This is a genomic window from Schaalia cardiffensis (genome assembly GCF_016405145.1).
In the GTDB taxonomy this organism is placed as follows: Bacteria; Actinomycetota; Actinomycetes; order Actinomycetales; family Actinomycetaceae; genus Pauljensenia; species Pauljensenia cardiffensis.
The window spans coordinates 1-20600 of the sequence record NZ_JAEKIA010000020.1 but is presented as its reverse complement, the minus strand read 5'-3'; the positions used below and the strand labels follow the sequence as shown (position 1 = coordinate 20600).

Annotated in this window: 17 protein-coding genes and 1 rRNA gene; 6 read left to right on the top strand and 12 right to left on the bottom strand. The window is 61.6% G+C overall.

Features of this window, described 5'->3' with window-relative positions:
• Window positions 1-203, top strand: a 203-nt coding sequence (locus JFX23_RS09010; protein WP_198776613.1) for a hypothetical protein, incomplete at its 5' end; no start/stop codon positions are given.
• 45 nt (window positions 204-248) lie between these two features.
• Here the strand turns inward: JFX23_RS09010 and JFX23_RS09005 are convergent.
• The 4 genes from JFX23_RS09005 to JFX23_RS08990 all read right to left on the bottom strand — a co-directional run bounded on the left by JFX23_RS09005 (window position 249) and on the right by JFX23_RS08990 (window position 6741).
• Window positions 249-3059 carry a UvrD-helicase domain-containing protein gene (locus JFX23_RS09005; RefSeq protein ID WP_198776612.1) on the bottom strand — a complete coding sequence of 937 codons (2811 nt, stop codon included), beginning with the start codon at window positions 3057-3059 and terminating at the stop codon, window positions 249-251.
• A gap of 200 nt (window positions 3060-3259) precedes the next feature.
• Window positions 3260-4750: a DUF1846 domain-containing protein gene (locus tag JFX23_RS09000; RefSeq protein ID WP_198776616.1), complete on the bottom strand. Its 1491-nt coding sequence runs from the start codon at window positions 4748-4750 to the stop codon at window positions 3260-3262.
• A 111-nt stretch (window positions 4751-4861) separates the two neighbouring features.
• Window positions 4862-5512, bottom strand: coding sequence for a LuxR C-terminal-related transcriptional regulator (locus tag JFX23_RS08995; RefSeq protein ID WP_005965083.1), 651 nt, complete (start codon window positions 5510-5512; stop codon window positions 4862-4864).
• Window positions 5509-6741, bottom strand: a complete 1233-nt coding sequence (locus tag JFX23_RS08990) for an ATP-binding protein (RefSeq protein ID WP_198776615.1) — start codon at window positions 6739-6741, stop codon at window positions 5509-5511. The genes JFX23_RS08995 and JFX23_RS08990 overlap by 4 nt, the downstream gene beginning before the upstream one ends.
• A gap of 326 nt (window positions 6742-7067) precedes the next feature.
• Here JFX23_RS08990 and JFX23_RS08985 point away from each other — a divergent pair, with 326 nt between their 5' ends.
• The 4 genes from JFX23_RS08985 to JFX23_RS08970 all read left to right on the top strand — a co-directional run bounded on the left by JFX23_RS08985 (window position 7068) and on the right by JFX23_RS08970 (window position 10804).
• Window positions 7068-8261, top strand: coding sequence for a PspC domain-containing protein (locus JFX23_RS08985; protein ID WP_198776611.1), 1194 nt, complete (start codon window positions 7068-7070; stop codon window positions 8259-8261).
• Entirely contained in the window at window positions 8245-8742 is a 498-nt protein-coding gene (locus JFX23_RS08980; RefSeq protein WP_198776610.1) for a hypothetical protein, read from the top strand. The genes JFX23_RS08985 and JFX23_RS08980 overlap by 17 nt, the downstream gene beginning before the upstream one ends.
• Before the next feature lie 72 nt (window positions 8743-8814).
• Window positions 8815-9285, top strand: a complete 471-nt coding sequence (locus JFX23_RS08975; protein WP_198776609.1) for a hypothetical protein — start codon at window positions 8815-8817, stop codon at window positions 9283-9285.
• A gap of 85 nt (window positions 9286-9370) precedes the next feature.
• Entirely contained in the window at window positions 9371-10804 is a 1434-nt protein-coding gene (locus JFX23_RS08970; RefSeq protein WP_198776608.1) for a L,D-transpeptidase, read from the top strand.
• A 91-nt stretch (window positions 10805-10895) separates the two neighbouring features.
• Here the strand turns inward: JFX23_RS08970 and metG are convergent, their stop codons facing one another.
• The gene (gene metG / locus JFX23_RS08965) at window positions 10896-12737 is read right to left on the bottom strand and encodes a methionine--tRNA ligase (protein ID WP_198776607.1); all 1842 of its coding nucleotides are present in this window, start codon (window positions 12735-12737) and stop codon (window positions 10896-10898) included.
• Window positions 12738-12847: 110 nt separating this feature from the next.
• Between metG and JFX23_RS08960 the strand changes: the two genes are divergently transcribed.
• The gene (locus tag JFX23_RS08960; protein WP_198776606.1) at window positions 12848-13423 is read left to right on the top strand and encodes an isochorismatase family protein; all 576 of its coding nucleotides are present in this window, start codon (window positions 12848-12850) and stop codon (window positions 13421-13423) included.
• A 145-nt stretch (window positions 13424-13568) separates the two neighbouring features.
• On the opposite strand, the gene rsmI is transcribed toward JFX23_RS08960, so the two are convergent.
• From rsmI to rrf, 7 genes are all read right to left on the bottom strand, one after another.
• Window positions 13569-14429 carry a 16S rRNA (cytidine(1402)-2'-O)-methyltransferase gene (gene rsmI, locus JFX23_RS08955; protein ID WP_198776605.1) on the bottom strand — a complete coding sequence of 287 codons (861 nt, stop codon included), beginning with the start codon at window positions 14427-14429 and terminating at the stop codon, window positions 13569-13571.
• A gap of 37 nt (window positions 14430-14466) precedes the next feature.
• Window positions 14467-15333, bottom strand: coding sequence for a metal ABC transporter permease (locus JFX23_RS08950; protein WP_198776604.1), 867 nt, complete (start codon window positions 15331-15333; stop codon window positions 14467-14469).
• On the bottom strand, window positions 15330-16286 hold the full coding sequence (locus JFX23_RS08945; RefSeq protein WP_198776603.1) for a metal ABC transporter permease: 957 nt from the start codon (window positions 16284-16286) through the stop codon (window positions 15330-15332). Before JFX23_RS08945 ends, JFX23_RS08950 begins: the two co-directional genes overlap by 4 nt.
• Entirely contained in the window at window positions 16286-17119 is an 834-nt protein-coding gene (locus JFX23_RS08940) for a metal ABC transporter ATP-binding protein (protein ID WP_233050732.1), read from the bottom strand. The genes JFX23_RS08945 and JFX23_RS08940 overlap by 1 nt, the downstream gene beginning before the upstream one ends.
• Window positions 17068-18255, bottom strand: a complete 1188-nt coding sequence (locus JFX23_RS08935) for a metal ABC transporter substrate-binding protein (protein ID WP_198776602.1) — start codon at window positions 18253-18255, stop codon at window positions 17068-17070. Before JFX23_RS08935 ends, JFX23_RS08940 begins: the two co-directional genes overlap by 52 nt.
• A 787-nt stretch (window positions 18256-19042) precedes the next feature.
• The gene (locus tag JFX23_RS08930) at window positions 19043-19732 is read right to left on the bottom strand and encodes a DUF6591 domain-containing protein (protein ID WP_198776601.1); all 690 of its coding nucleotides are present in this window, start codon (window positions 19730-19732) and stop codon (window positions 19043-19045) included.
• 782 nt (window positions 19733-20514) lie between these two features.
• Window positions 20515-20600: ribosomal RNA gene (rrf, locus tag JFX23_RS09700) — 5S ribosomal RNA — on the bottom strand; the annotation flags it as partial.

Below are 20600 nucleotides of genomic sequence, written 5' to 3'. Positions count from 1 at the left end.
CCGGACACACCATCGACCTCACCCTCACCTTCAACACCCCCGACACACTCCTCACCAACCCCCACACCTACCTCCAACTCCACCCCACCAACCCACACGACCTCCTCCCACCCCCACACAACAACACCAACCCACCACCACAAGAACACGAAGAAGACCCACCACACGACAACGCCCTCGGGCAGGGCGAGTCTCAGGAGTAACGCCACACTCACGCCTCAAAGAATCCCCGTGAAAACCGAGGAGTTTCAGTCAATTTTCTCCATCGGAGCCATCCGCACGAGGAGGCGCTTCTCCGCCTGGCCAAATTGAACGCGAGCGATCATCCTGGGCCCTTGGCCCTCCACTCCGATGACGGAGCCCACTCCGAGGGTCGCGTGGCGCACACGATCCCCGATTTTCAGTTCGAGCGCCGGACGATCGGCCTTGATCTTCGGAGTCTGTGCGCCGAGGCGAATGGTTTTCCCGGTCCGCACGCCCATGACTTTCGCGCCGCTTGCCCGTCCTGAACCGAACACTGGGGCGTCCTCGTCCCCCCAAGGATCCTTCGAGCGCGAGGGTGAGCGCCACGATGTCGCGGAAGAAGAGCTCAGAGCGCGCAGGCGGTCCTGCGAGCTGTGGGCACGCCGAACCTCGCACAGGGCAGCGGGAATATCGTCGAGGAAGCGCGAGGGGGCCATCTCCTGGGGGGTGCCCCAAGCCGAGCGCACGGCCGCGCGGGTCAGGTAGAGGCGCTCTCTGGCGCGAGTGATCGCCACATATGCCAGGCGTCGTTCTTCTTCGAGTTCCCCAGGATCACAAAGAGAACGCTGATGGGGGAAGGTGCCGTCCTCCATGCCTGTGACGAAGACGGTTGGGAACTCCAGGCCTTTCGCCGTGTGCACGGTCATGAGAGTCACCTCGCCTAAGCGCTGATCCTCCGAGGGCACTTGGTCCGAGTCCGCGACGAGGGCGACGCGTTCAAGGAAGGAGGCGAGATCGCCTTTCAGGTTGGCGGTCCTGAAGTCCTTCGCAACTGAGTGGAGTTCTGCAAGGTTCTCGACTCTCGAGGCGTCCTGCGGGTCTTCCGATTTTCGCAATTGTGCGAGGTATCCGGTCTTATCGAGGATCTCTTCGAGGATTTCGGCGGGACCGATTCCTGCCTCGTCTGCGCGACGGGCGGCTTCGAGGAGACCCCAAAAGCCCGCAATGGATGTGGCTGCCCTTGGTGAGAGTCCCAGGACCGCTCGGCGCATGGGTTTGTCTCCTTGCAGGGCGCCATCACCCGCCCCAGCAGAGCTCCCTGCATCCCTCGCCTCGGCAGAGCTTGCCGCATCCCCCGCCCCGGCAGGCGTGGCGAGATTCCACTCGATGCCCTCGCCCTCGCCCTCGGGGCGCCCCTGTTCCTCCCAGACGTCGGCGATCGCCTGTCCGAAGGAAATGCCGTGGCTCTCCGCGTGGGCGACGAGCGCCGCTTCCGCTTTCGCCCCGATACCGCGGCGGGGCACATTGAGGACCCTGCGCAAGGCGACGGTGTCATCCGGATTGGAGACAGCCTGCAAATAGGCGAGCGCATCCTTGATCTCCTTGCGCTCGTAGAAGCGGGTGCCGCCGATAACCCGGTAGGGGATGCCTTGACGGACGAGGAGTTCTTCGAGGGCTCGCGATTGGGCGTTCGTCCGGTAGAAGACCGCGACATCACCCCATTCAGTATCCGCATCGTGCAGGCGGTCGATTTCGGCGATGACGAAGCGGGCTTCGTCGTGTTCAGAATCGGCGGCATCCATGACGATCCGTGCGCCTTCACCTGAAGCGGTCCACAGGTTCTTGGGGCGGCGTCCCTCGTTCTTCGCGATCACCGCATTCGCGGCGGAAAGGATGTTCTGGGTCGAGCGATAGTTCTGCTCAAGCAGGATCGTCCTCGCACCGGGGAAGTCGCGTTCGAACTCTTCAATGTTGCGAATCGAAGCGCCCCTAAAGGCGTAGATCGACTGGTCAGAATCACCGACGACGGTCAGTTCGGCGGGCGCAACCCCGTCGGTGCCATCACCAGTGAGGAGGCGAACCAGCACGTATTGCGCATGGTTCGTGTCCTGGTACTCGTCGACGAGGATGTGGCGAAAGCGCCTGTGGTAATGCTCGGCGAGCAGGGGATTGCCCGCGAAAAGCTCAACGGTCCTCATGATGAGGTCGTCGAAATCGAGGGCGTTCGACTCGCGCATGCGCTTCGAATACTCCAGGTAGGTGTCGGCGACGACCGTGGAGATCGGGTCATTCGCAGCCGTGTCAGCAAATTTGCGCGCCGTGATGAGTTCGTTCTTCAGGTCGGAGATCTTCGCGGCGATCATCTTCGCAGTGAAGCGCTTAATGTCGACGTTCGCGGCTTTGAGGATGATCTGGATGAGGCGCTGCGAATCCTGCGCATCGTAGATCGTGAAGGTTGAGCGAAGCCCTGCGGCCTTGTGCTCGGAGCGCAGGATGCGCACGCACGCGGAGTGGAAGGTCGATACCCACATCCTCGACGCCGAGGGGCCGACGAGGGCGGCGACGCGCTCGCGCATTTCCGCTGCGGCCTTGTTCGTGAAGGTGATTGCGAGGATCTCGCCGGGGCGGGCTCGGCCGGTTGCCAGAAGGTGGGCGATGCGGTGGGTGAGGACCCGGGTCTTGCCTGAACCTGCTCCCGCCATGATGAGGAGCGGCGCCCCCCCGTGCACGACGGCCTGTGCCTGCTGCTCATTGAGCCCTTTGAGGAGCGCTTCCGCTCTCATCTGCGAGGACGTGGCCTGCTCGTAGGCGGAGGGAGCAGTGCGCGAAGCCGGGGGAACAGAGCGCTCGGACACGCTCAGGTACTCGTCCTCGTCCCAGACCGGCGGGATGTCAGCGGGGATCGCGGCTGCGAGAGCTGCGGGGTCGTAGGCCCCGGGCTCAGTGGGCTCGGGCTCGCTCGGATCATCGGCGGTCGGGTCCCACAGGGGCAGGTCCCCATTGGTGGAGTCCCGCAGGGGCAGGTCCCCATTGGTGGCGTCCCACAAAGAGACGTCGATCGGTCCGAGGTCGGGAAGTGCACTGAAATCGGTCATGGCCCCACCAGCCTAAGACAAGGCTCCATCGTTTGGGGTGCGCGACCCCTACCACTGGGATACGCGACCCCGCGCTCCTTCACGGCACAGCATGCCTTGCGTTGACGCAGCACCACACACAGACGAGCCCAAGAGCTCGTCCTCTCGCCGCCCAGCCCAAGCCGCCCTTTTCAGGGAGTGTCACCTCTACGAAAAGAGCGTCACTTCTTCCGGTAGAGGGACTTCGTCGCATACACGGGCTCGTTCGTCACCTGGATGCCAAGTGAACGGAAGATCCCCTCGTCAACAGAACCGAGGATCGTGGAGGTGTGAACATCACAGCCCTTGAGTTCACCGAGCCTGTCGAAGGCGGCGCGAGCATTCTCATCGGTGGAAGCGGAGACCGCGAGCGCGATGAGGACCTCATCGGTGTGGAGGCGAGGGTTACGCGAACCGAGGTGGCCGGTCTTAAGGCATTGGATCGGTTCGATCGCCTCTCTCGCCAGCAGGTCGATCTCAGGGTCGATTCCCGCAAGAGCTTTGAGCGCGTTGAGGAGCATCGCTGAAGAACAACCCAAAAGGGGTGAGGTCTTACCCAGGATGATCCGCCCATCAGCCAGTTCAATCGCCGCAGCCGGAGCCTTCGTCGCCTTCGCCATTTTCCTGCAGGGCGCCACGACCGGACGATCTTCGCCGGTGATAGAGAGCTTGCTCATGAGCAAGGCGATGCGTCCCGACTGGAGGGGCTCGGCGAGTTCCTTCTTCTCAGTGACGAGCGCCTTGTAGTAGCGGCGGATCACTTCCTGTTTTGAAGCGTCTTGGCAGGCCTCGTCGTCGCAGATCGACAGTCCCGCCATATTGACACCCATGTCCGTGGGGCTCTGATAGGGCGATTCTCCGAGGATCTGGGTGAAGAGGCGGTTGAGGACGGGGAAGATCTCAACATCGCGGTTGTAGTTGACCGTCTGGATGCCGTGGGCGGCAAGATGGAAGGGGTCGATCATATTGACATCGTCGAGGTCGGCGGTCGCGGCCTCGTAGGCGACATTCACGGGATGATCAATGGGGAGGTTCCAGATCGGGAAGGTCTCCCACTTCGCGTAGCCCGAAAAGATGCCCCGCTTGTGGTCGTGGTAAAGCTGGGAGAGGCAGGTCGCCATCTTGCCAGACCCGGGTCCCGGGGCGGTGACGACGACGAGGTCGTGACTCGTCTCCACATAGTCGTTGCGTCCCAGGCCCTGATCGGAGACGATGCGTGCAACATCATTCGGGTATCCCGGGATCGGGAAGTGGCGGTAGACGCGGATCCCGAGGCGCTCGAAACGGCGTTTGACGGCTTTCGCTTCGCGATTGTCGTCGGTCCACTGGGTGATGACGACTGAACCGACGTAGAGTCCGTAGTCGTCAAAGGCATCGATCTGGCGCAGGACTTCGTCCTCGTAGGTGGTGCCCAGGTCTGCGCGCATTTTGCGACGTTGGAAGTCCTTCGCGTTGACGACGACAATGATTTCCACGTCTTCGGCGAGTTCGCGGAGCATGACGAGCTTGTTATCGGGGGTGAATCCGGGGAGTACTCGGGCGGCGTGCATATCGTCAATGAGTTTGCCGCCGAACTCGAGGTAGAGCTTCCCGCCGAATTGGGCGCGACGCTCGGCGATGTGCTGGGACTGTAGTTGGATGTACTTGTCTCGATCGAAACCGATCCGGTGCACGAAGGTCTCCGTCCTTGCTGGGATCGTTCCCCGCTCGGCTCTCCATCGTATCGGCACTTTCACTCCTGTCCTAGCCGCTTGGAGTTCGGAGCGTCACACACTGTTTTACCGTCACACGATGTGCCTTTGCATCGCCCAACGGGTCAGTTCATTGCGGTTGGACAGCTGGAGTTTACGCAGCACCGCTGACACGTGCGTCTCCACGGTCTTGACGGAGATGAACAGCTCGTTGCCGACTTCTTTGTAGGTGTAGCCGCGGGCGATGAGCCTCATGACTTCCTGTTCGCGTGCGGATAGCAGGTCGAGTTCGTTGTCTCCGATGGCGACTTGGCCCGTGCCGAATGCGTCGAGGACGAAGCCCGCGAGCCTGGGGCTGAAGGCGGCGTCTCCCGATGCGACGCGTTGGATCGCTTCGACGAGTTCGGGGGTGGAGATCGATTTCGTCACGTAGCCGCGAGCGCCGGATCGGATGACCTGAACGACGTCCTCGGGAGAGTCAGAAACGGACAGGGCGAGGAAGCACAGTCCCTCGATGTCTTGGCAGCGGGCGGACACTTCAGCGCCTCCCCCTCCTCGCCCTCCGGGCAGGTGCACGTCGAGGAGGGCGACATCGGGTTTGAGTTCGTGGCAGGCAGCGACGGCGCCTTCGACGTCGGCGGCTTCGCCAACAATGACGAGGTCGGCGCCGGAGTGTTCGAGTTCGCTGCGCACGCCTGCGCGCACCATCGGGTGATCGTCGATCACTACGAGTCGGATCGTCATGATGCTCCTTGGGTGTTGGGGACGCCGTGCGGGATATTCGAGGCGTCGTGCGTGATATTCGGGGCGTCGTGCGGGATGTTTTCGGCTTTCCTGGGCACTTCGAGGGCGATCTCCGTGCCGGATGAGCGGACGCGGATGTGCGCTTTTCCTCCGACTCTTTCCATTCTGCCAATGATGGAGTCGCGGACACCGTGCCGGTCGTGGGGGATGGAGTCGAGATCGAATCCGTTTCCGCAATCTTTGATGAAGGCCTCGATCTTCTCCGCGCGCGCTTCGAGGTAAACGGAGACCGGGGGGCTCCCGTGGCGCAGCGCATTGGTGACTGCTTCCCCAAGGGCTGCGACGAGGGCGAGTTCAGCTGGCCCGGGTTCCACGTCGGAGACGGTGACGACGTCAACGGGCACGCCGAATTTGCTTTCGAGGGCGCCAACGCTTTGGCGCACTGCTTCGGCAAGTGAACTCGCCGCCTCCGAGCGGCCGGTGTAGAGCCAGGAGCGCAGCTCACGCTCTTCACTGAGCGCCAGGGCCCGTACTCTTTTCGGATCTTCAGCCGAGGCGCGGATGAGAGTGAGGGTTTGGAGGACGGAGTCGTGCAGGTGGGCAGCAATATCCGCTCTTTCAGCGTCACGAACCTGCTGGGCTTGTGATGCGGAAAGATCCTTCGAGGTTCTCAGCCACAGGGGCGCGAGTGCGAAGAGGACGCCCGCGACGATGACCGCCCCGATGAGGCCGCCGCGCAAAAGGATGATCGGAGGATCCCCTCGGGCGACGAAGAGGAGGATCCCGAGGGAGAGGAGAATGACGCCGGAGATGATGCTCGCGAGGAATCTGATGGAGCGCCACTGCTCGAGAGCGCCGGCTTGGCTCCACACGAGGCCAATGCCGAGAACGATTGATAGCGTGGCGGCGATATCCCTAATGGACGCGAAGCCGGCGCGGCTGAGGATCACCACCCCGAGGGCGATGAGGATGAGAAGGATGCCCGCGCCGAGAAGTTGATTGCGCACGGTGAGGCGCATCCGTTTCAAGTCGATCGCTTCGAGTCCGCGTGAGAGGACTGTAGTGCCGATGCCATGTAGCTCACCGCTGTCTTTTGGCACCATGACCCACAGCCATAGGTACAGCAGGACTCCTGCACCGCCGAGCGCAGAGAGGACAACGAAGCTCCACCGCACGAGGGATACGCGCACACCCGCGTGTAAGGCGATGCCCGAGCAGACTCCCGCCATCCACGGGGTTGCCCGTTCGCTGGAGGCACCAGTCGCGCGCCGTAGCGGTGGGCGGAGCCTGCGAGAGGGGAAGGGCGCCCATTCCTGGGGTTGTGCTGTGTATATCCCCGGGTTCGGGTTCATTCCACCTCCCCCGGTGGGCGCAGAGGGCCTCCCCTCCGAGGAGGGCGGAACCCACCTCAAAGAGGAGGGGGAGATCGGGGCGTTCACGGAACTCATCGTCTCACGACCCGAGTGCGAAGCAGGGGCTCCTACGGGACCATTCAGGGGAGGATCAGGGCCGTACCCCATTTTCTCCGCGCAGCTGCGGGAGGAGAGTTGATGTCATGAACAACGGCTTCAATTACTCCAGTACGCCGAACTCTCATCCCACAGGTGATCACTTCGGCGGGCAACAATTCCAGGCCCCTCCCCCTGGGGCACCTTCCCCTCGCCCTTCAGGCTTCTTCGATTCGATTCGCCGCTCAGGATGGTACCGCCCTGAGCTTCGCACCATTGGCGGAGTCTGTGCGGGTGTATCCGCCAGAAGCGCTTGGGATCTCGCCCTCGTTCGCGGAATCACTGTGGTCGCGGCGCTCTTCTTCCCCTTCGTCTTGGTGTTCTATGCGCTCGCCTGGGCTCTGCTCCCAGAAGAACGCGATGGGCGGATCCACTTCGAGGAACTCACCAAGGGGCGATTCGACATTGCTCACCTCGGAGTGCTCCTCTTCATCCTCTTGGGCGCCGGTTTTGGGCCGACGATCGGATTCGAGCTCTTCGGCCCCGCATCGGTTCTCGTGAGTCTGCTCATGGGCCTCGGGATGCTGCTGTTGGCACTCGTGGTCCTCGCCGTGGTCCTCGCTTCGCGTTCCTCCCAGCCTCACTCCTCTCCCACCCGGCCCGTTTCTTCAGGCTGGACGCCGCAGAGTGGACCCGCGTGGACTCCGCCTACTTCTGCCTCCCCCGGGACCTCCTTCCCCGCTCCTGGGAGTGCTCGCGCACCGGGTGCCTCGGATGTACCGTTCTTTCAGGCCCCCTCAGTCCCACACAGCAGTGGAGCCGAGCCCGGCGTTCAAGGGAATCCTCTGTCCTCACCCCCCACTGCCCAGAACACAGACCCCTCGTCTCCTCAGGTGCCCTATTCCTCATCGCACATGCCAGTAGGCCCTTCTCCTCTTGTCGCCTCCTCTCATTCCCCCTCGGCGTGGACGCGCCCGCCACGCGTCGTGTTCAAAACGGTGAGCAAAGGTTTCAACCTCATCATCACGGGGCTCGTGCTCCTGTCAATCGCCGCGACCTTCGCCACGATGTTCTATTTCTCCCGTATCGGCAACCCGGAGGCTCAGATCCGTTCGGGCCTCATCGGCGCGGGAATCTCCCTTTTCATCGTGGGCCTCGCCCTCGCCTACGCGTCCTTCAAAGATCGGGGCGCAGGCTGGCTCATCGCTTTGTCCCTGCTCGGCTTCTTCCTCGCCTGGCCGACAACTCTCGTGGGTCTCTTGGCGAGTGAGGATCATCCCCCCCTTGAACTTCCCGAGTGACGCTCTCGTCTCTGATCACTTCGATTGGAAGGTCAATGAGATTCCCTCTGATTCTTCCGGCTTCGTCGTCCTCGATCTGAGGGATGCGCCCGCGGGAGTCTCCAAGGAGATCAGCGTGGATGATTCTCTCGTGACCCTCACAGTGAAGGCACGAAAAGACCAGCCCATCCGTTTCATCTGCAATGGCATGCTCGAAGGAGTATCAACCTCCTACGCCGATGGTCTAAACAATGGCTGGGCGGATGCGCTCAGAGCCTGCGCGAAGCTTGACGGCAGTGAAGAACAGGTCAGCGCTGTTTCACCGACATGGACGAAGGATGAAGGGATCACGGTTCGCATCCCACAAGACCTCTTGACCTTCGCCTATGAAGAGTCCTCGCCTGCTCCTGAGAGCTCCCAGTCTTCACCGGTTCCACAGTCTGGAACCGAGGCACCTCAGTCGGCGGCCCCAAAGCCCCAGCTTGCTCCGAGTTCATTGTGAATCGGCACCCCTCTGAACTGTCCTTTGAACTGTTGAACTGTTTCCTCCCCTTATTCCTTTTAGGAGCTTGAGATGAACGAGATGAGTACCCCCGCTCGAAGCTCGAATCCCACTGATGACGCAAACTCGCAGATCCGCGTGAACGATGAGCACAAGACCCCAGAGACGCGAGACACCCCCACCCAAGAGATGCCCGTACAGGAGCCTCCGGCCTCTGAAACATCCTCTCCCGCCTCTTTGAACGGGACAGGTGGGAAAGATCACCTCGCTGATTCTCAAAGGCCCAGTGATCCTCAAAAGCCGAAGGTATGGACCGTGGCCGATGCGCCGAAAACCTCGCCGACGGGCGCGACTTCCATTCGAATCGGACAACTCGTGTGGGCGTGCATCATCATGCTGACCTCGGTTTTCCTCATGGCCCTGCCTTTCCTCGAGCCTGAGAACCTGCCCCTGTTCTTCATCGCTCTGGTGGCGCTTCTGGGAGTCTCCCTGATCGTGGCGGCCTTCGCAGTCGGTCGCGAAGCGAAGAGAAAGGGTGATTGACGAGCCAGATTCTGCCTAAAAATGGGCAAGAGGCCACTTTTCTTGCGCTTCCCGAAGACTTGGTCTTTCCCTAAGATGGACTCCGATGACACAGACATTTTCGACTCGACGCAAGGTCCTGCTTTTCGGCACCCTCGGGGCGCTCACGCTCATTGTCGGAGCATCGGGCGCTTATGCGTATTCCTTCTCCGACAGGGCCCTGCCGAACACGACTGTTGCGGGCCATTCGCTTTCCGGCATGAAAGAGAGCGCGATCGCCTCTCTCGTCGCCGATCTTGAAAACCAGACGAAGATCAACATTACGGTCGGGTCTTCTTCTGCTCAGGCGTCCCTTGCCGACCTGGGTGTCTCAATTGACGAGGACGCGACCGCTCGCGCCGCTCTTGAGCGTTCAGATCATGTGCTCGCCAGGTTTACGGCTTTGTTCTCATCGAACTCGATCGAACCGGTCGTCACCAAGGATTCCGAGGCCTTTACCCGTTTCACTCAGCGACTCTCTGAAAGTCAGGGGCCCGCCCCCGTGAATGCTGGGGTCTTCGCCGATGCGGATGGGACATGCAAGGTCACGCAGGGCTCTTCGGGCTTGTCCATCGAAACCTCGCCTCTCGAGCAGGCGATCGACACTGCGCTCTCAACTCTTAGCTCAACCTCGGTCAGTGTTGAGGTGAAGGAACACGATCCTCAAGCGACAACGGATGAGGCGCAGAAAGTCGCAGACGCTGCGAACGCCCTGATCGCTCCTGAGGTGAAGCTCGGGGATGGGATCGACACCTTCACTGCGAGTGCGCTTGAGAAAACCGCATGGGTGAGCCTGCCGAAGATCCCCGATGAAACGGCCAAACCCGCCCTTGATTCTCACGCCGTCAACGACTGGGTGGAGCAGATCGCTCAGAAAACGAACGTTGCTCCGATTCCGATCTACGACAATGTGGATTCGGCGGGCAACGTCCTCGTTGAGGAGGCGCATCCCGGTAAGAGCGGACTGGCTGCGAATAATGTTTCTGAAATTGCCTCCGCTCTCTTCGATGCTGTGAGTAAGGGCGAGTCCTATAGCGCGACTTTCAACTACGACAAGGTCGAGCCCACTCGTGAGACTCGTCAGGTGATGGCCGGATATGAGGGTTATGCCTACCCGATGGCCGAGGGCGAGAAGTGGATCGACATTGATCTGTCAGCAAATCGTCTCACCGGCTATGAGGGGCAGACTCCAGTGATCGGGCCCTTCGCCATCAATCACGGGGCGCCAGGTCATGAGACGGTTACGGGCCTTTTCCACGTGTATCTGCAGTATGCGAGCCAGGACATGGGGTGCACTCCTGATTGGCCGTACTGCGCACGCGATGTTCCCTGGGTCTCCTACTTCACGGGCTCTTACGCGATGCACGGCGCTCCTTGGGTGTCGAGCTTCGGACGCGGATCTGTGGGCGGCTCGCACGGCTGCGTGAATCTGCCGGTAGGGGCCGCGCACGAGGTCTACACCTGGGCGACGATCGGCACTCCGGTGGCGAGCCACTACTGAGAGATCGTGTCTTCTCAGAGCCGCTGAGCGGCTCAAACCCGTAAGGCGGGGCTGCAGTTGACCACTGCAGCCCCGCCTTCGTCTTCGGGTCTCAGGCACCCGTCACATCGTCTGGAACCGAATCCGCGTAGCGGGCGAGTTCTTCTTCGACGATGCTCTCATCGAGTTTGACGAACACCGGCGTCGGCTTGGCGATGGGGATGCCGACTTCAATCTCGTGACGCTCCCAGGTCGGCGCGCAGGTGTAGTCGCCCGTGATGATCGGGTAGCCGCTTCGCCCTTCGAAGGCGGCGGGCAGGACCTCGGGGTTGAGTTCCTCGACTTCTTCAATGCGCGGCATCGGGGCGATCTTCCCCTGCCCACCCATGACTGTGTCGATGTCGTTCGCAGCGTGGGGAAGGAAGGGGGAGAGCATCAGGTTGAGGTCCGCTACGGCCTGCGCCAGGGTGTGCAGGACCGTCGCGAGGCGCTCGCGCTCCTCAGGAGCCTTGAGTTTGAAGGGCGCGGTTTCAGTGACGTACTTGTTCGCCTCGCCGACTAGGCGCATCGCCTCGGCAAGCGCGGCCTTTTGACGGTGATGGCGAATCAGATCGCCGACGGTGTCGAAACCTGCGACGACCTCGTCGAGGAGCGCCCGATCAATGTCCTGGAGGGGGCCGGGGGCGGGGATTTCGCCGAACTTCTTCGCGATCATTGAGGCCGTGCGGTTCACGAGGTTACCCCAGCCTGCGACGAGCTCACCATTGGTACGACGCAGGAACTCCGCCCAGGTGAAGTCCGCGTCGGAAGTCTCAGGTCCTGCGGCGGAGATGAAGTAGCGGAGCGCATCCGCCTGGTAGCGGGCCAGCATGTCGCGCACATAGATGACGATGCCGTGGGAGGAGGAGAACTTCTTTCCCTCCATGGTGAGGAACTCGGAGGAGACGACCTCGGTGGGGAGATTGAGGACGCCGAGTTCACCGGGCTTTCCCCCCTGTGCTCCTTGACCGTTGTAGCCGAGCATCTCAGCGGGCCAGATCTGCGAGTGGAAAACAATATTGTCCTTGCCCATGAAGTAGTAGGACAGGGCCTGCGGGTCGTTCCACCACTTTCGCCAGGCCTCGGGATCGCCCGAGCGCCTCGCCCATTCGATTGAGGCCGAAAGGTAGCCGATGACGGCGTCGAACCACACGTAGAGGCGTTTAGAGGGTTGATCCTCCCAACCGGGAACCGGGATTCCCCAGTCGATGTCGCGGGTCATGGCGCGCGGGCGGATATCTTCGAGGAAGTTCTTGGAGAACTTGATGACATTGGGACGCCAGGAGCCTGAGTTCTCACGCTCATCAAGCCACTCGGACAGGGCTTCGGCGAGGGCGGGAAGGTCGAGGAAGTAGTGGGTTGACTCGACGAACTCGGGGGTTTCACCGTTGATGCGCGAGTGAGGGTCGATGAGTTCGGTCGGGTCCAATTGGTTGCCGCAGGCGTCGCATTGGTCTCCGCGAGCGCCCTCGGTTCCGCAGATCGGGCAGGTGCCTTCAATATAGCGGTCCGGCAGAGTTCGGCCCGTCGAGGGCGAGATCGCCGCTCGGGTGACTTGTTCGACCATGTAGCCGTTGTCGCGCACGGTGCGGAACATGTCTTGCACGACGGCGTAGTGGTTGCCAGCGGTCGTCCTCGTGAAGAGGTCGTAGGACAGGCCCAGTGCGACGAGGTCTTCGACGATGAGGCGGTTGTTCCTGTCCGCGAGTTCACGTGCGCTCACACCCTCGGAGTCGGCGGCGACGAGGATCGGCGTGCCGTGCTCGTCGGTTCCTGAAACCATGAGGACGTCATGACCGGCCATTCGCATGTAGCGCGAGAAGACATCGGAGGGGACTCCGAATCCGGCGACGTGTCCAATATGACGGGGGCCGTTGGCGTAGGGCCATGCGACGGCGGACAGAATTCGACTCATAGCCCCTTAGCCTAGTCGTCGCCTCAGCCTCAGTCGAAGCGCCCCATCTCCCCTTTTCTCCTCTTCGCGACTAAGTTGGAAGCATCATTCCCCCTCTTGAGGAGTTCTTCATGAGCCGCGCACTGATCGTTGTCGATGTCCAACCCACTTTCTGCGAGGGCGGGGCGCTTCCCGTTGATGGGGGGAACGCCTGCGCAGAACGCATTGCCCGTTTCATCGCCGAGCGCGGCGGTGAGTATGCACTGATCGCGACGACTCAGGATTGGCATATCGATCCGGGTGAGCATTTCTCGTCGGCTCCCGATTTCGTCGACACTTGGCCGCCTCACGGTGTCGCGGGCACGCCCGAGGCTGAGCTTCACCCGGCGCTGGCGGGTCTTCATGCGGATGTCAGCGTGAAGAAGGGCCAGTATTCCGCGGCTTATTCGGGTTTCGAGGGGGTGGCCGAGGACGGGGCGAGCCTGGAGGAGGCCCTTCGGACGGCGGGAATCACCGAGGTCGATGTCGTGGGTCTTGCTCAGTCGCATTGCGTGTGCGAAACCGCGCTTGATGCGAAGCGCGCGGGTTTTGAGGTGCGAGTCCTCTCCGACTTGACCGAGCCCGTGAGCGCGGAGACTGGCGCTTCCGCTTCGAAGCGTTTGAGTGAGGCCGGGATCGCGGAAGTCGCCTCAGCGCCGCTGTCGTAGCGAGGAAGCCCGGCCGTTGGAGCGGGAAGCGGGGCTTGTCGTACGTGCCGCTGCGGGAGGCGGGGCCGCGCCCAGGTCACGGGACTGCGCTGCGGCGGAGCGGACCGTGCGCCCCAACCGCTGTGCCCCGGCTGCCCATCCCTATTCACCGCTCTTCTTTGCGGCGCAGGGCGGCCTTGTAGAGTTCGTTCTTTCTTAGGCCGGTCGCTTCGGAGACTTCGGCGGCAGCGTCTTTGAGTCTCATGCCCTCCGCTGCGAGTGCGAGAACGGCTTGCACGTGGTCTTCGGCGTTTCCCCTCCCCCGGTAGCCTGCGATGACGATCGTGATCTCCCCGAGCACTTCACCCGTTGTCTGCTCCACGAGCGATTCGAGCTCGCCGCGAAGGATCTCCTCGTGAGTCTTCGTCAGTTCACGGCAGACGACCCCTTGGCGCTGCGGGCCGAAGGTTGTGGCCATCGCGCGCAGGGTTTCGTTGAGGCGCTTGGGCGATTCGAAGAAGATCAGGGTGTGGGGATCGTGGGCGAGAGCTAAAAGATACGCCTGTGCTTCTCCGGCCTTGCGGGGCAAGAATCCTTCGAAACTGAAACGGTCTGAGGGAAGCCCGGACACCGCCAGCGCCGTAATGGGCGCGGAGGGGCCGGGAAGGGCGCTGACCTGCACTCCCCTGTTGACGGCAGCTCTGACAACCCGGAACCCCGGGTCGGACACGGTCGGCATTCCCGCGTCGGAGACGAGCAGGACCCGGGCCCCACCTTCTGCCAGATCAACGAGGCGTTCGGCCTTATCGGCTTCGTTGTGGTCGTGGAGGCTGATGAGTCTACCTGTGATGCGCGTCTGGAGGCGATTTGCGAGGCCGAGGAGTCTGCGCGTGTCTTCGGCCGCGATGATCTCGGCTTCTCCGAGGGCGCGTATGAATCGCGGCGAGGCGTCGGCGACCTCCCCGATGGGGGTGGCCGCTAGAAGGATCGAGCCGGGACCTTGGACGGGCGTATCACTGTTCTCCACGCCCTCATCGTCTCACCACAGCTTCCCTTGTGCGAAGTCAGTGGCCGAGCGTGCGCGAGGCTGCGCGCCCGCGTGAAGCGAGCAGGCGGCACAGGGCGTAGAAAAGTCCCGCGAGCACCGAGATCGTTCCGCCGATCGACAAATCCGCAATGCTTCCGAGGAAGAGGCCGCCGAGGCCGATGAGAATCCCAACCACTGGTGCCGCGATCATCAGTTGTTTGACGGACTTGACGAGGGGGGCGAGGCCTGCTGCGGGAGCGGCGAGGAGTGCAATAGACAAGACCGTGCCGACTGCGGGGATGAGGGTGACCACCGTGATGAGGATGAGCGCGAGGATCACTTCTCCCATCCGCTGCGGGTTGCGTCCACTCGTCAGATACGCCGCAGGGTCGAAGGCGCAGGCGATGAGGTCCTTGCCCCAGACGATGAGGACGAGGAGGGTAAGGAGGAGTGCCGCGCCCGCCGCCCACACATCCCAGAGGCCGACGGTAAGCACAGAGCCCGTGAGGAAGGCTTGGACTTGCAGGGGCAGGGGCGCGAACCATTTCGCGAGGAAATAGCCGAGAGCGAATCCGAATGAGAGGATGATTCCCGCTGCGGCTTGTGAGGAGATCCCGGGGAGATCCGCGAGGAAACGCATCAGCCATCCCAGTGGGAGGCAAAAGAGTGCGGCTCCGATGAAGAGCGCGATTGAGGTCGGCCCGTGTCCGAGGTGGAAGCCGTGTGCGATGACGACGCCGAGGACTGCTCCGGGGAATGTTCCGTGGGTGAGTGATTCGGCGAAGAAGATCTTCTTATCGAGGAGCGCCAGTGTTCCGACGATTCCCGATAGTGCCCCGAGGATCACCAGTTCGATGATGGGGAGGACGAGAATGCTCGTCGTGATTCCGGGGAGTGTGTTCACTGTGCACCCGCCCCTTGCAGTTCGCCCTCCGTGGAGGCTTTCACCTTGGGCGCCATAATCTTGCGGAGCGCAGTGTAGATCTTCAGCCCCGCGATGATCAGCACGAGAAGAGCAACGATCGAGAGGACGACTGCGGCCTGTGGAGACACGGGATGGGGCGTGGGGACCAGCATGAGGCGCATTCCTAACCACCCGCCGAGGACGGCGACGAGGATCGAAATGGCGCACATTCTTCCAACGCTCGCTGAAATGAGGCGTCCAGCGGCCCCGGGGACGACCAGGTAGGCGATGACGAGGAGTACTCCGACGGCGGAAGAGGCGGAGATGACGATGGCGGCGATCGCGCTGTTGAGAGCGAGATCCACGGCGAGCAGGTTGATCCCCATCGCCCTCGCGCCTTCGCGATCATGGGCGACCAGGATGTTTTCTTTCCATGTCGCGATGACGAGGAGGAGGGCGAGGAGGCAGACGATGAGCGATTGGAGGAGTCTCGCGTCCGTCACTTCGAGGAGGCGTCCGAACATGAGGGCCTCGAGTTGGCCTGACATATCGCCCTTTTTCAGGGAGATCACGATGCCGAGCCCGAAGAAGGCGGTGAGGACAACTGCGGTCCCGCCCTCGTGATGCGCTTCCGTGTGCTCGACGAGGACGAGGGCGGCGACGACGAGGAGGGCTGTCAGGGAGGCTCCGAGTGGGATCGCGTCAGTGCCTCCGAAGGCGAAGCCTGCGACGATTCCCGGGAACACTGAGTGGACCATCGCTTCGGCGTTGAACTCGACTCTCCTGAGGTTGACGAGGGTGCCGACTGCCCCTGCTGCTACCCCGAGAACGAGGAGGAGGATGAAGGGGCGGAAGAGGAAGGCCTCTTGTGCGAGCGGGGCGATACCGGGGATGTGGGAGGCAAGGCTTCGCAGTTGTTCAATGGCCGCGATGAAGGCGTGGAGGACTCCCATTAGCCTGCGGCCTCGATCGTCTCAGGCAGCGGCGAGACGGAGAGTCGACTCCGCACGGCATCTGCTCCTCCCCCATACGCGAGGGCGAGGTTGTGAGCGGAGAGGACGGAGTCCACTGCTCCGAAGCCGATTTGTCGTCCTGCGACGAGGAGGGCCTGATCACAGACCGAATCAGCAAGGCTGAGGTCGTGTGTTGAGGCGACGATCATGACGCCCTTGGCTTTCGCGTCTTTGATGATGTCGATGAGGGCATCACGGTTCGGCTGGTCGAGGCCGTTGAAGGGCTCATCGAGCAAGATGAGCGCGGGTTCGGCGACGAGGGCGCGAGCCAAGAGGGCTCGTTGGCGTTGCCCGCCTGATAAGTCCCCGAAGCGTCGGCGCGCCAGCTCGGCGAGTCCGACACGTTCGAGGGTTGCTTCGACTCGGGCCCGGTGGCGTGCTCGTGGGAAGCGCCCCCAGCCGATCTCCTTGTAGAGCCCCATCATGACGACGTGTTCGACAGTGACGGGGAAGGAGAGGTCGAGGTCCGCGTTTTGGGGGACGTATCCGATTGCCCCCTGAGGTTTGTGGACTTCTCCACCGAGGATTTCAACGGCACCCGTGAGTGCTTTGAGCAGGGTTGTTTTCCCTGATCCATTGGGGCCGACGAGAGCGAGGGCCTGCCCCGCTTCGAGTACCCCGCTCACGTCAACGAGGACGGGGTGTCCACCGTATCCGACGGCGAGGTGGTCGAAGACGAGTCGGGGCAGGCCGGCCTTGAGGTCGTTGTCCTCTGAGGGGCTCACTGTGCGCCGCCGAGACTGGTGGGCACGGGCGCGACGGTTCCGTTCCATGCATTCACGATAGTGGTGACATTGTGGAGGATCGAGCCAATGTAGGTTTCCCCTTCCGTACCTTGGGGGCCAAGGGAGTCTCCGTAGAGGGCGTCTTCTCCGACGACGGCGTTCACTCCGGCGGCTCGGGCGATGGCTTCGATGGACTTGGAGTTATTCGAGTTCTCCGCGAAGATGGCGCGAGCACCGCTGGCTTTCACTTTTTCGGCTTCTTGGCTGATATGCGATGCGGTTGCGTCTTGCTGTTCATTGAAGTCTGAAAGAGCAGCGCCGATGAATTCGATGCCGTAGCTCTTCGAAAAGTATCCGAAGGCGTCGTGGGAGGAGAAAAGGATTCGTTGGCCTTCGGGGACTGAGTCGATGGATTCTTTCGTCCAGGTGTCGAGCTCGGAGAGGCGCTCCTCGTATGCGGCAACGGAGCTCTTGAGGGCCTCGGCGGATTCCGGGGCTGCTTTTTCCAGGAAGGAGCCGATATTCGCCACTTGGATGGCGGCGTTCTTCGGGCTGGTCCACACATGGGGGTCGTAGGAGAACTCGGGCTCGCTTTCACCCTCAGCCGGAGGGAAGGGCCATTTCTCGACCTCGACCTTCTTGATTCCTCTGTCGATCGTGTAGGGCAGTGCGGCTTCCTTCGAGGCGTTCGCTTCGGGGTCGCTCACTTCTGTACTGGTGAGAACGCCGGTGGTGACGCCCATGGTTCCGTGGAAGCCGGAGGATTCGATCGCTGAGTCGAGGAAGTGTTCGAGGTCAACACCGGAAACGAGCATGATGTCAGCGCCGGCGAGTGCTTTCTGCTGGAGGGGCGTCATTTCGTGCTCGTGGGCAGAGGCATTGGGAGCGAGAAGGCAGGTGAGTTCGATTCGGCTCTTCGCTTCATTGTCGGGTGCACCGATCTGAGTGGTCTTCGCATCGGATCCCGTCTTCTTCAGGGCGAGGCCCGCTTCAGCGGGGGCGCCTTGAGCGATCTGGGTGACGTAGTCGCAGATCTGGGTAGTGGTGGCGACGACTTTAATCGCGGGGTTCGCTGACTCACTGCTCGTGGTGTCCGTCGTTGCGCAGGCGCTGAGTGTTCCAGCGGCGGCAAGAGCACCGAGGGCGCAGACGAGGACGGGGCGACCGTGGGGGGCGCGGTGCATTCTCAATTCTCCTTTAAATTTCGGCTACCCGAAACTTTAGTCCAATTGAAAACAGTGATCAACAATTCGCCTCTGCGCGAGCGGCACTGAACCCGCGCAAGGGGCGGCGAACCCCTTACAAAGCCGTGCAAACCCCTTGAGGGAGGGCAGTGCTGAGCAACGTGGGCCGAGCACGTTGAGCGTCGCGGGAGGACTACGCTCAATAACGGCAAGGCGGGCTGAAGCAGGCGAAGAAGAGGCATCCTCAGCACAAAAACGACCTGGGACGCTGCCCCCATCTCCTTCGATTCAAGGGAACTTCTCTTTCGTATTCACGCCAACACCTTGGCGTTCACCCAAAACTAGGCGTCCATTCGCACCCTGGCATTCACCCAAAGCTGGGTGTTCACACGCTCCTAGGCGTCCATTCGCACCAAGGCGTTCATGGGAAAGATTCCGCTCTTCTTGAGCGGGCCGACGTGCTGCGTCGGCCCGCAGGTCCTCACGCCGATGAATGGCTCCCGGAGTTCTCCTTCGCGAGGCTATTCCTTCGCGGGGCTATTCCTTCACAGGGCTACTCCTTCGTAGGGCTACTCCTTCGTAGGGCGCTGCACCTGTCCTTGAGGAGGAGCGATCGAACGAAAGAGTTCCTCCCATCACACAAGTGGGCTGGGTGTGAAACCCTATTGAGTTTCACACCCAGCCCCTCGTATATCCGCTGTCCCGACTCTCGTTTCCACCCATCTCAGTGTGAAGACAGGCACCGGATTCGCGCAGTCTACGCTCAGCAGCAAGCGCCCGTAGCTCCTCAGCCGAGCATCTTTTTGGCGCCCTCATTGAGGTTGTCGAGCACGGTCAGCATCTTCTGACTACAGCGTTCCATCACCTCTCCGAGGCGGGAAAGCTCTTCTTCACTCAATGATTCCACCTTCCACTTCTCAGCCTCTTGGGTGAAGGTCTCAGCCTTCTGCTGCAGCTCGGCGGCTTCCTGCGTCAGTGATAGGGGATTCGAGCTCTCCTTGAACTTCTCGCTGAAAGCCACGTACTCGTCGACGCAACTCTCATAGGCGGCCAAGAACTCGTCGAGGTCCATATCTGCGGTCGCCGTATCCGACTTCTTCTGTTCAGGGGCAGCGGAAACCGTGTCTTGAGTACCTTCCTTGGCTCCCGACTTTGCGTCGTCTTTCTCACCGCAAGCGGACATCGAAAGGGCGAGGGCACCGGAGGTGACAATAACGGCGAGCTTCTTCCACATAATGGTGGATCCTCTCTGTGTCAGTAAACGAACTGTGTTGATGAAAGAGCTGTCTGGGTGAACAAGCTCGAGTGCGGATGTGTGGATGAAGACATCCTTCTGATGAACCCTAACAAGGGGCCAGAGGCTCACAGAGGAGAACCGAAAAGCTATTGAGTTCATCTGGCACCTTGTGTGGTACCGGTTGTGCGTGGTCGGGGTGTGTGTCTTGGCGGGCTCTTCGGTGTGGCCCGTGTTGATCATGGTGGGAATTGGGCTGAGGGCTGCTTGTGCTTCGGATGAGAGGTTATGCGCGAACCACCGCCCATTCGAAGAGCCCGAAACATGATCTCGGCGCTATCTCCAGCCCTTGAGCCCCGCCGAGACTACAAGCAGGGTAGGCAAACACCTGCCTATCCCACTCGAGCACCCCGAAACATAATCTCGGCGCAATCGCAAGCCCTTCAGCCTCGCCGAGCACATAAGCAGGGTAGGACAACACCTGCCTACCCCCACTCGAACACCCCGAAACATGATCTCGGCGCCACCACCCAGCCTTCAGCCTCGCCGAGAGTACAAGCGGGGTGGCAAAGCTGGGATAGTGACCTAAATGTGTGGTGCCGTTCCGGGGGTGGCACTGGTTGAGGGTGGTGGTGCTTGAGTCGGATGTTGTGGTTTGGGTGTTGAAAGGTAGGTTCGGGTTGGTGTGTGAGTGCTTGGACTTATCCGCCGCCTGTGGGGCTGGTGCACCGCTCGTTGTCGTCGAAAAAGTGGGCGTGTTGTTCCCTGTTTGCTCCGTGTGTCCCCTTGGCCGGTGTTGGTGCCTGTAAAGCTTGGTGTGTTTGCGTGTTGTGGGTGGGGTTGTGCGTCTTTGCAGTAGTAATCCGGGTTTGCACCCGGTTGTGTGTTGGCGTGTCTGGTGCACCACTTGCAGACATTGGTGTGTGTGAAAGAGGGGTGGGGGGTGGAGCATCGGGAAGCAAGGAACACGAACGTGTTCCCTCCTTCCAAAGGCTCTACCCCCCACCCCCTTTTTTGTGGTGTGGTTGCGGCGGTTTCCTACTCTCCCACACCCTGTCGGGTGCAGTACCATCGGCGTTGTTGGGCTTAGCTTCCGGGTTCGGAATGTTGC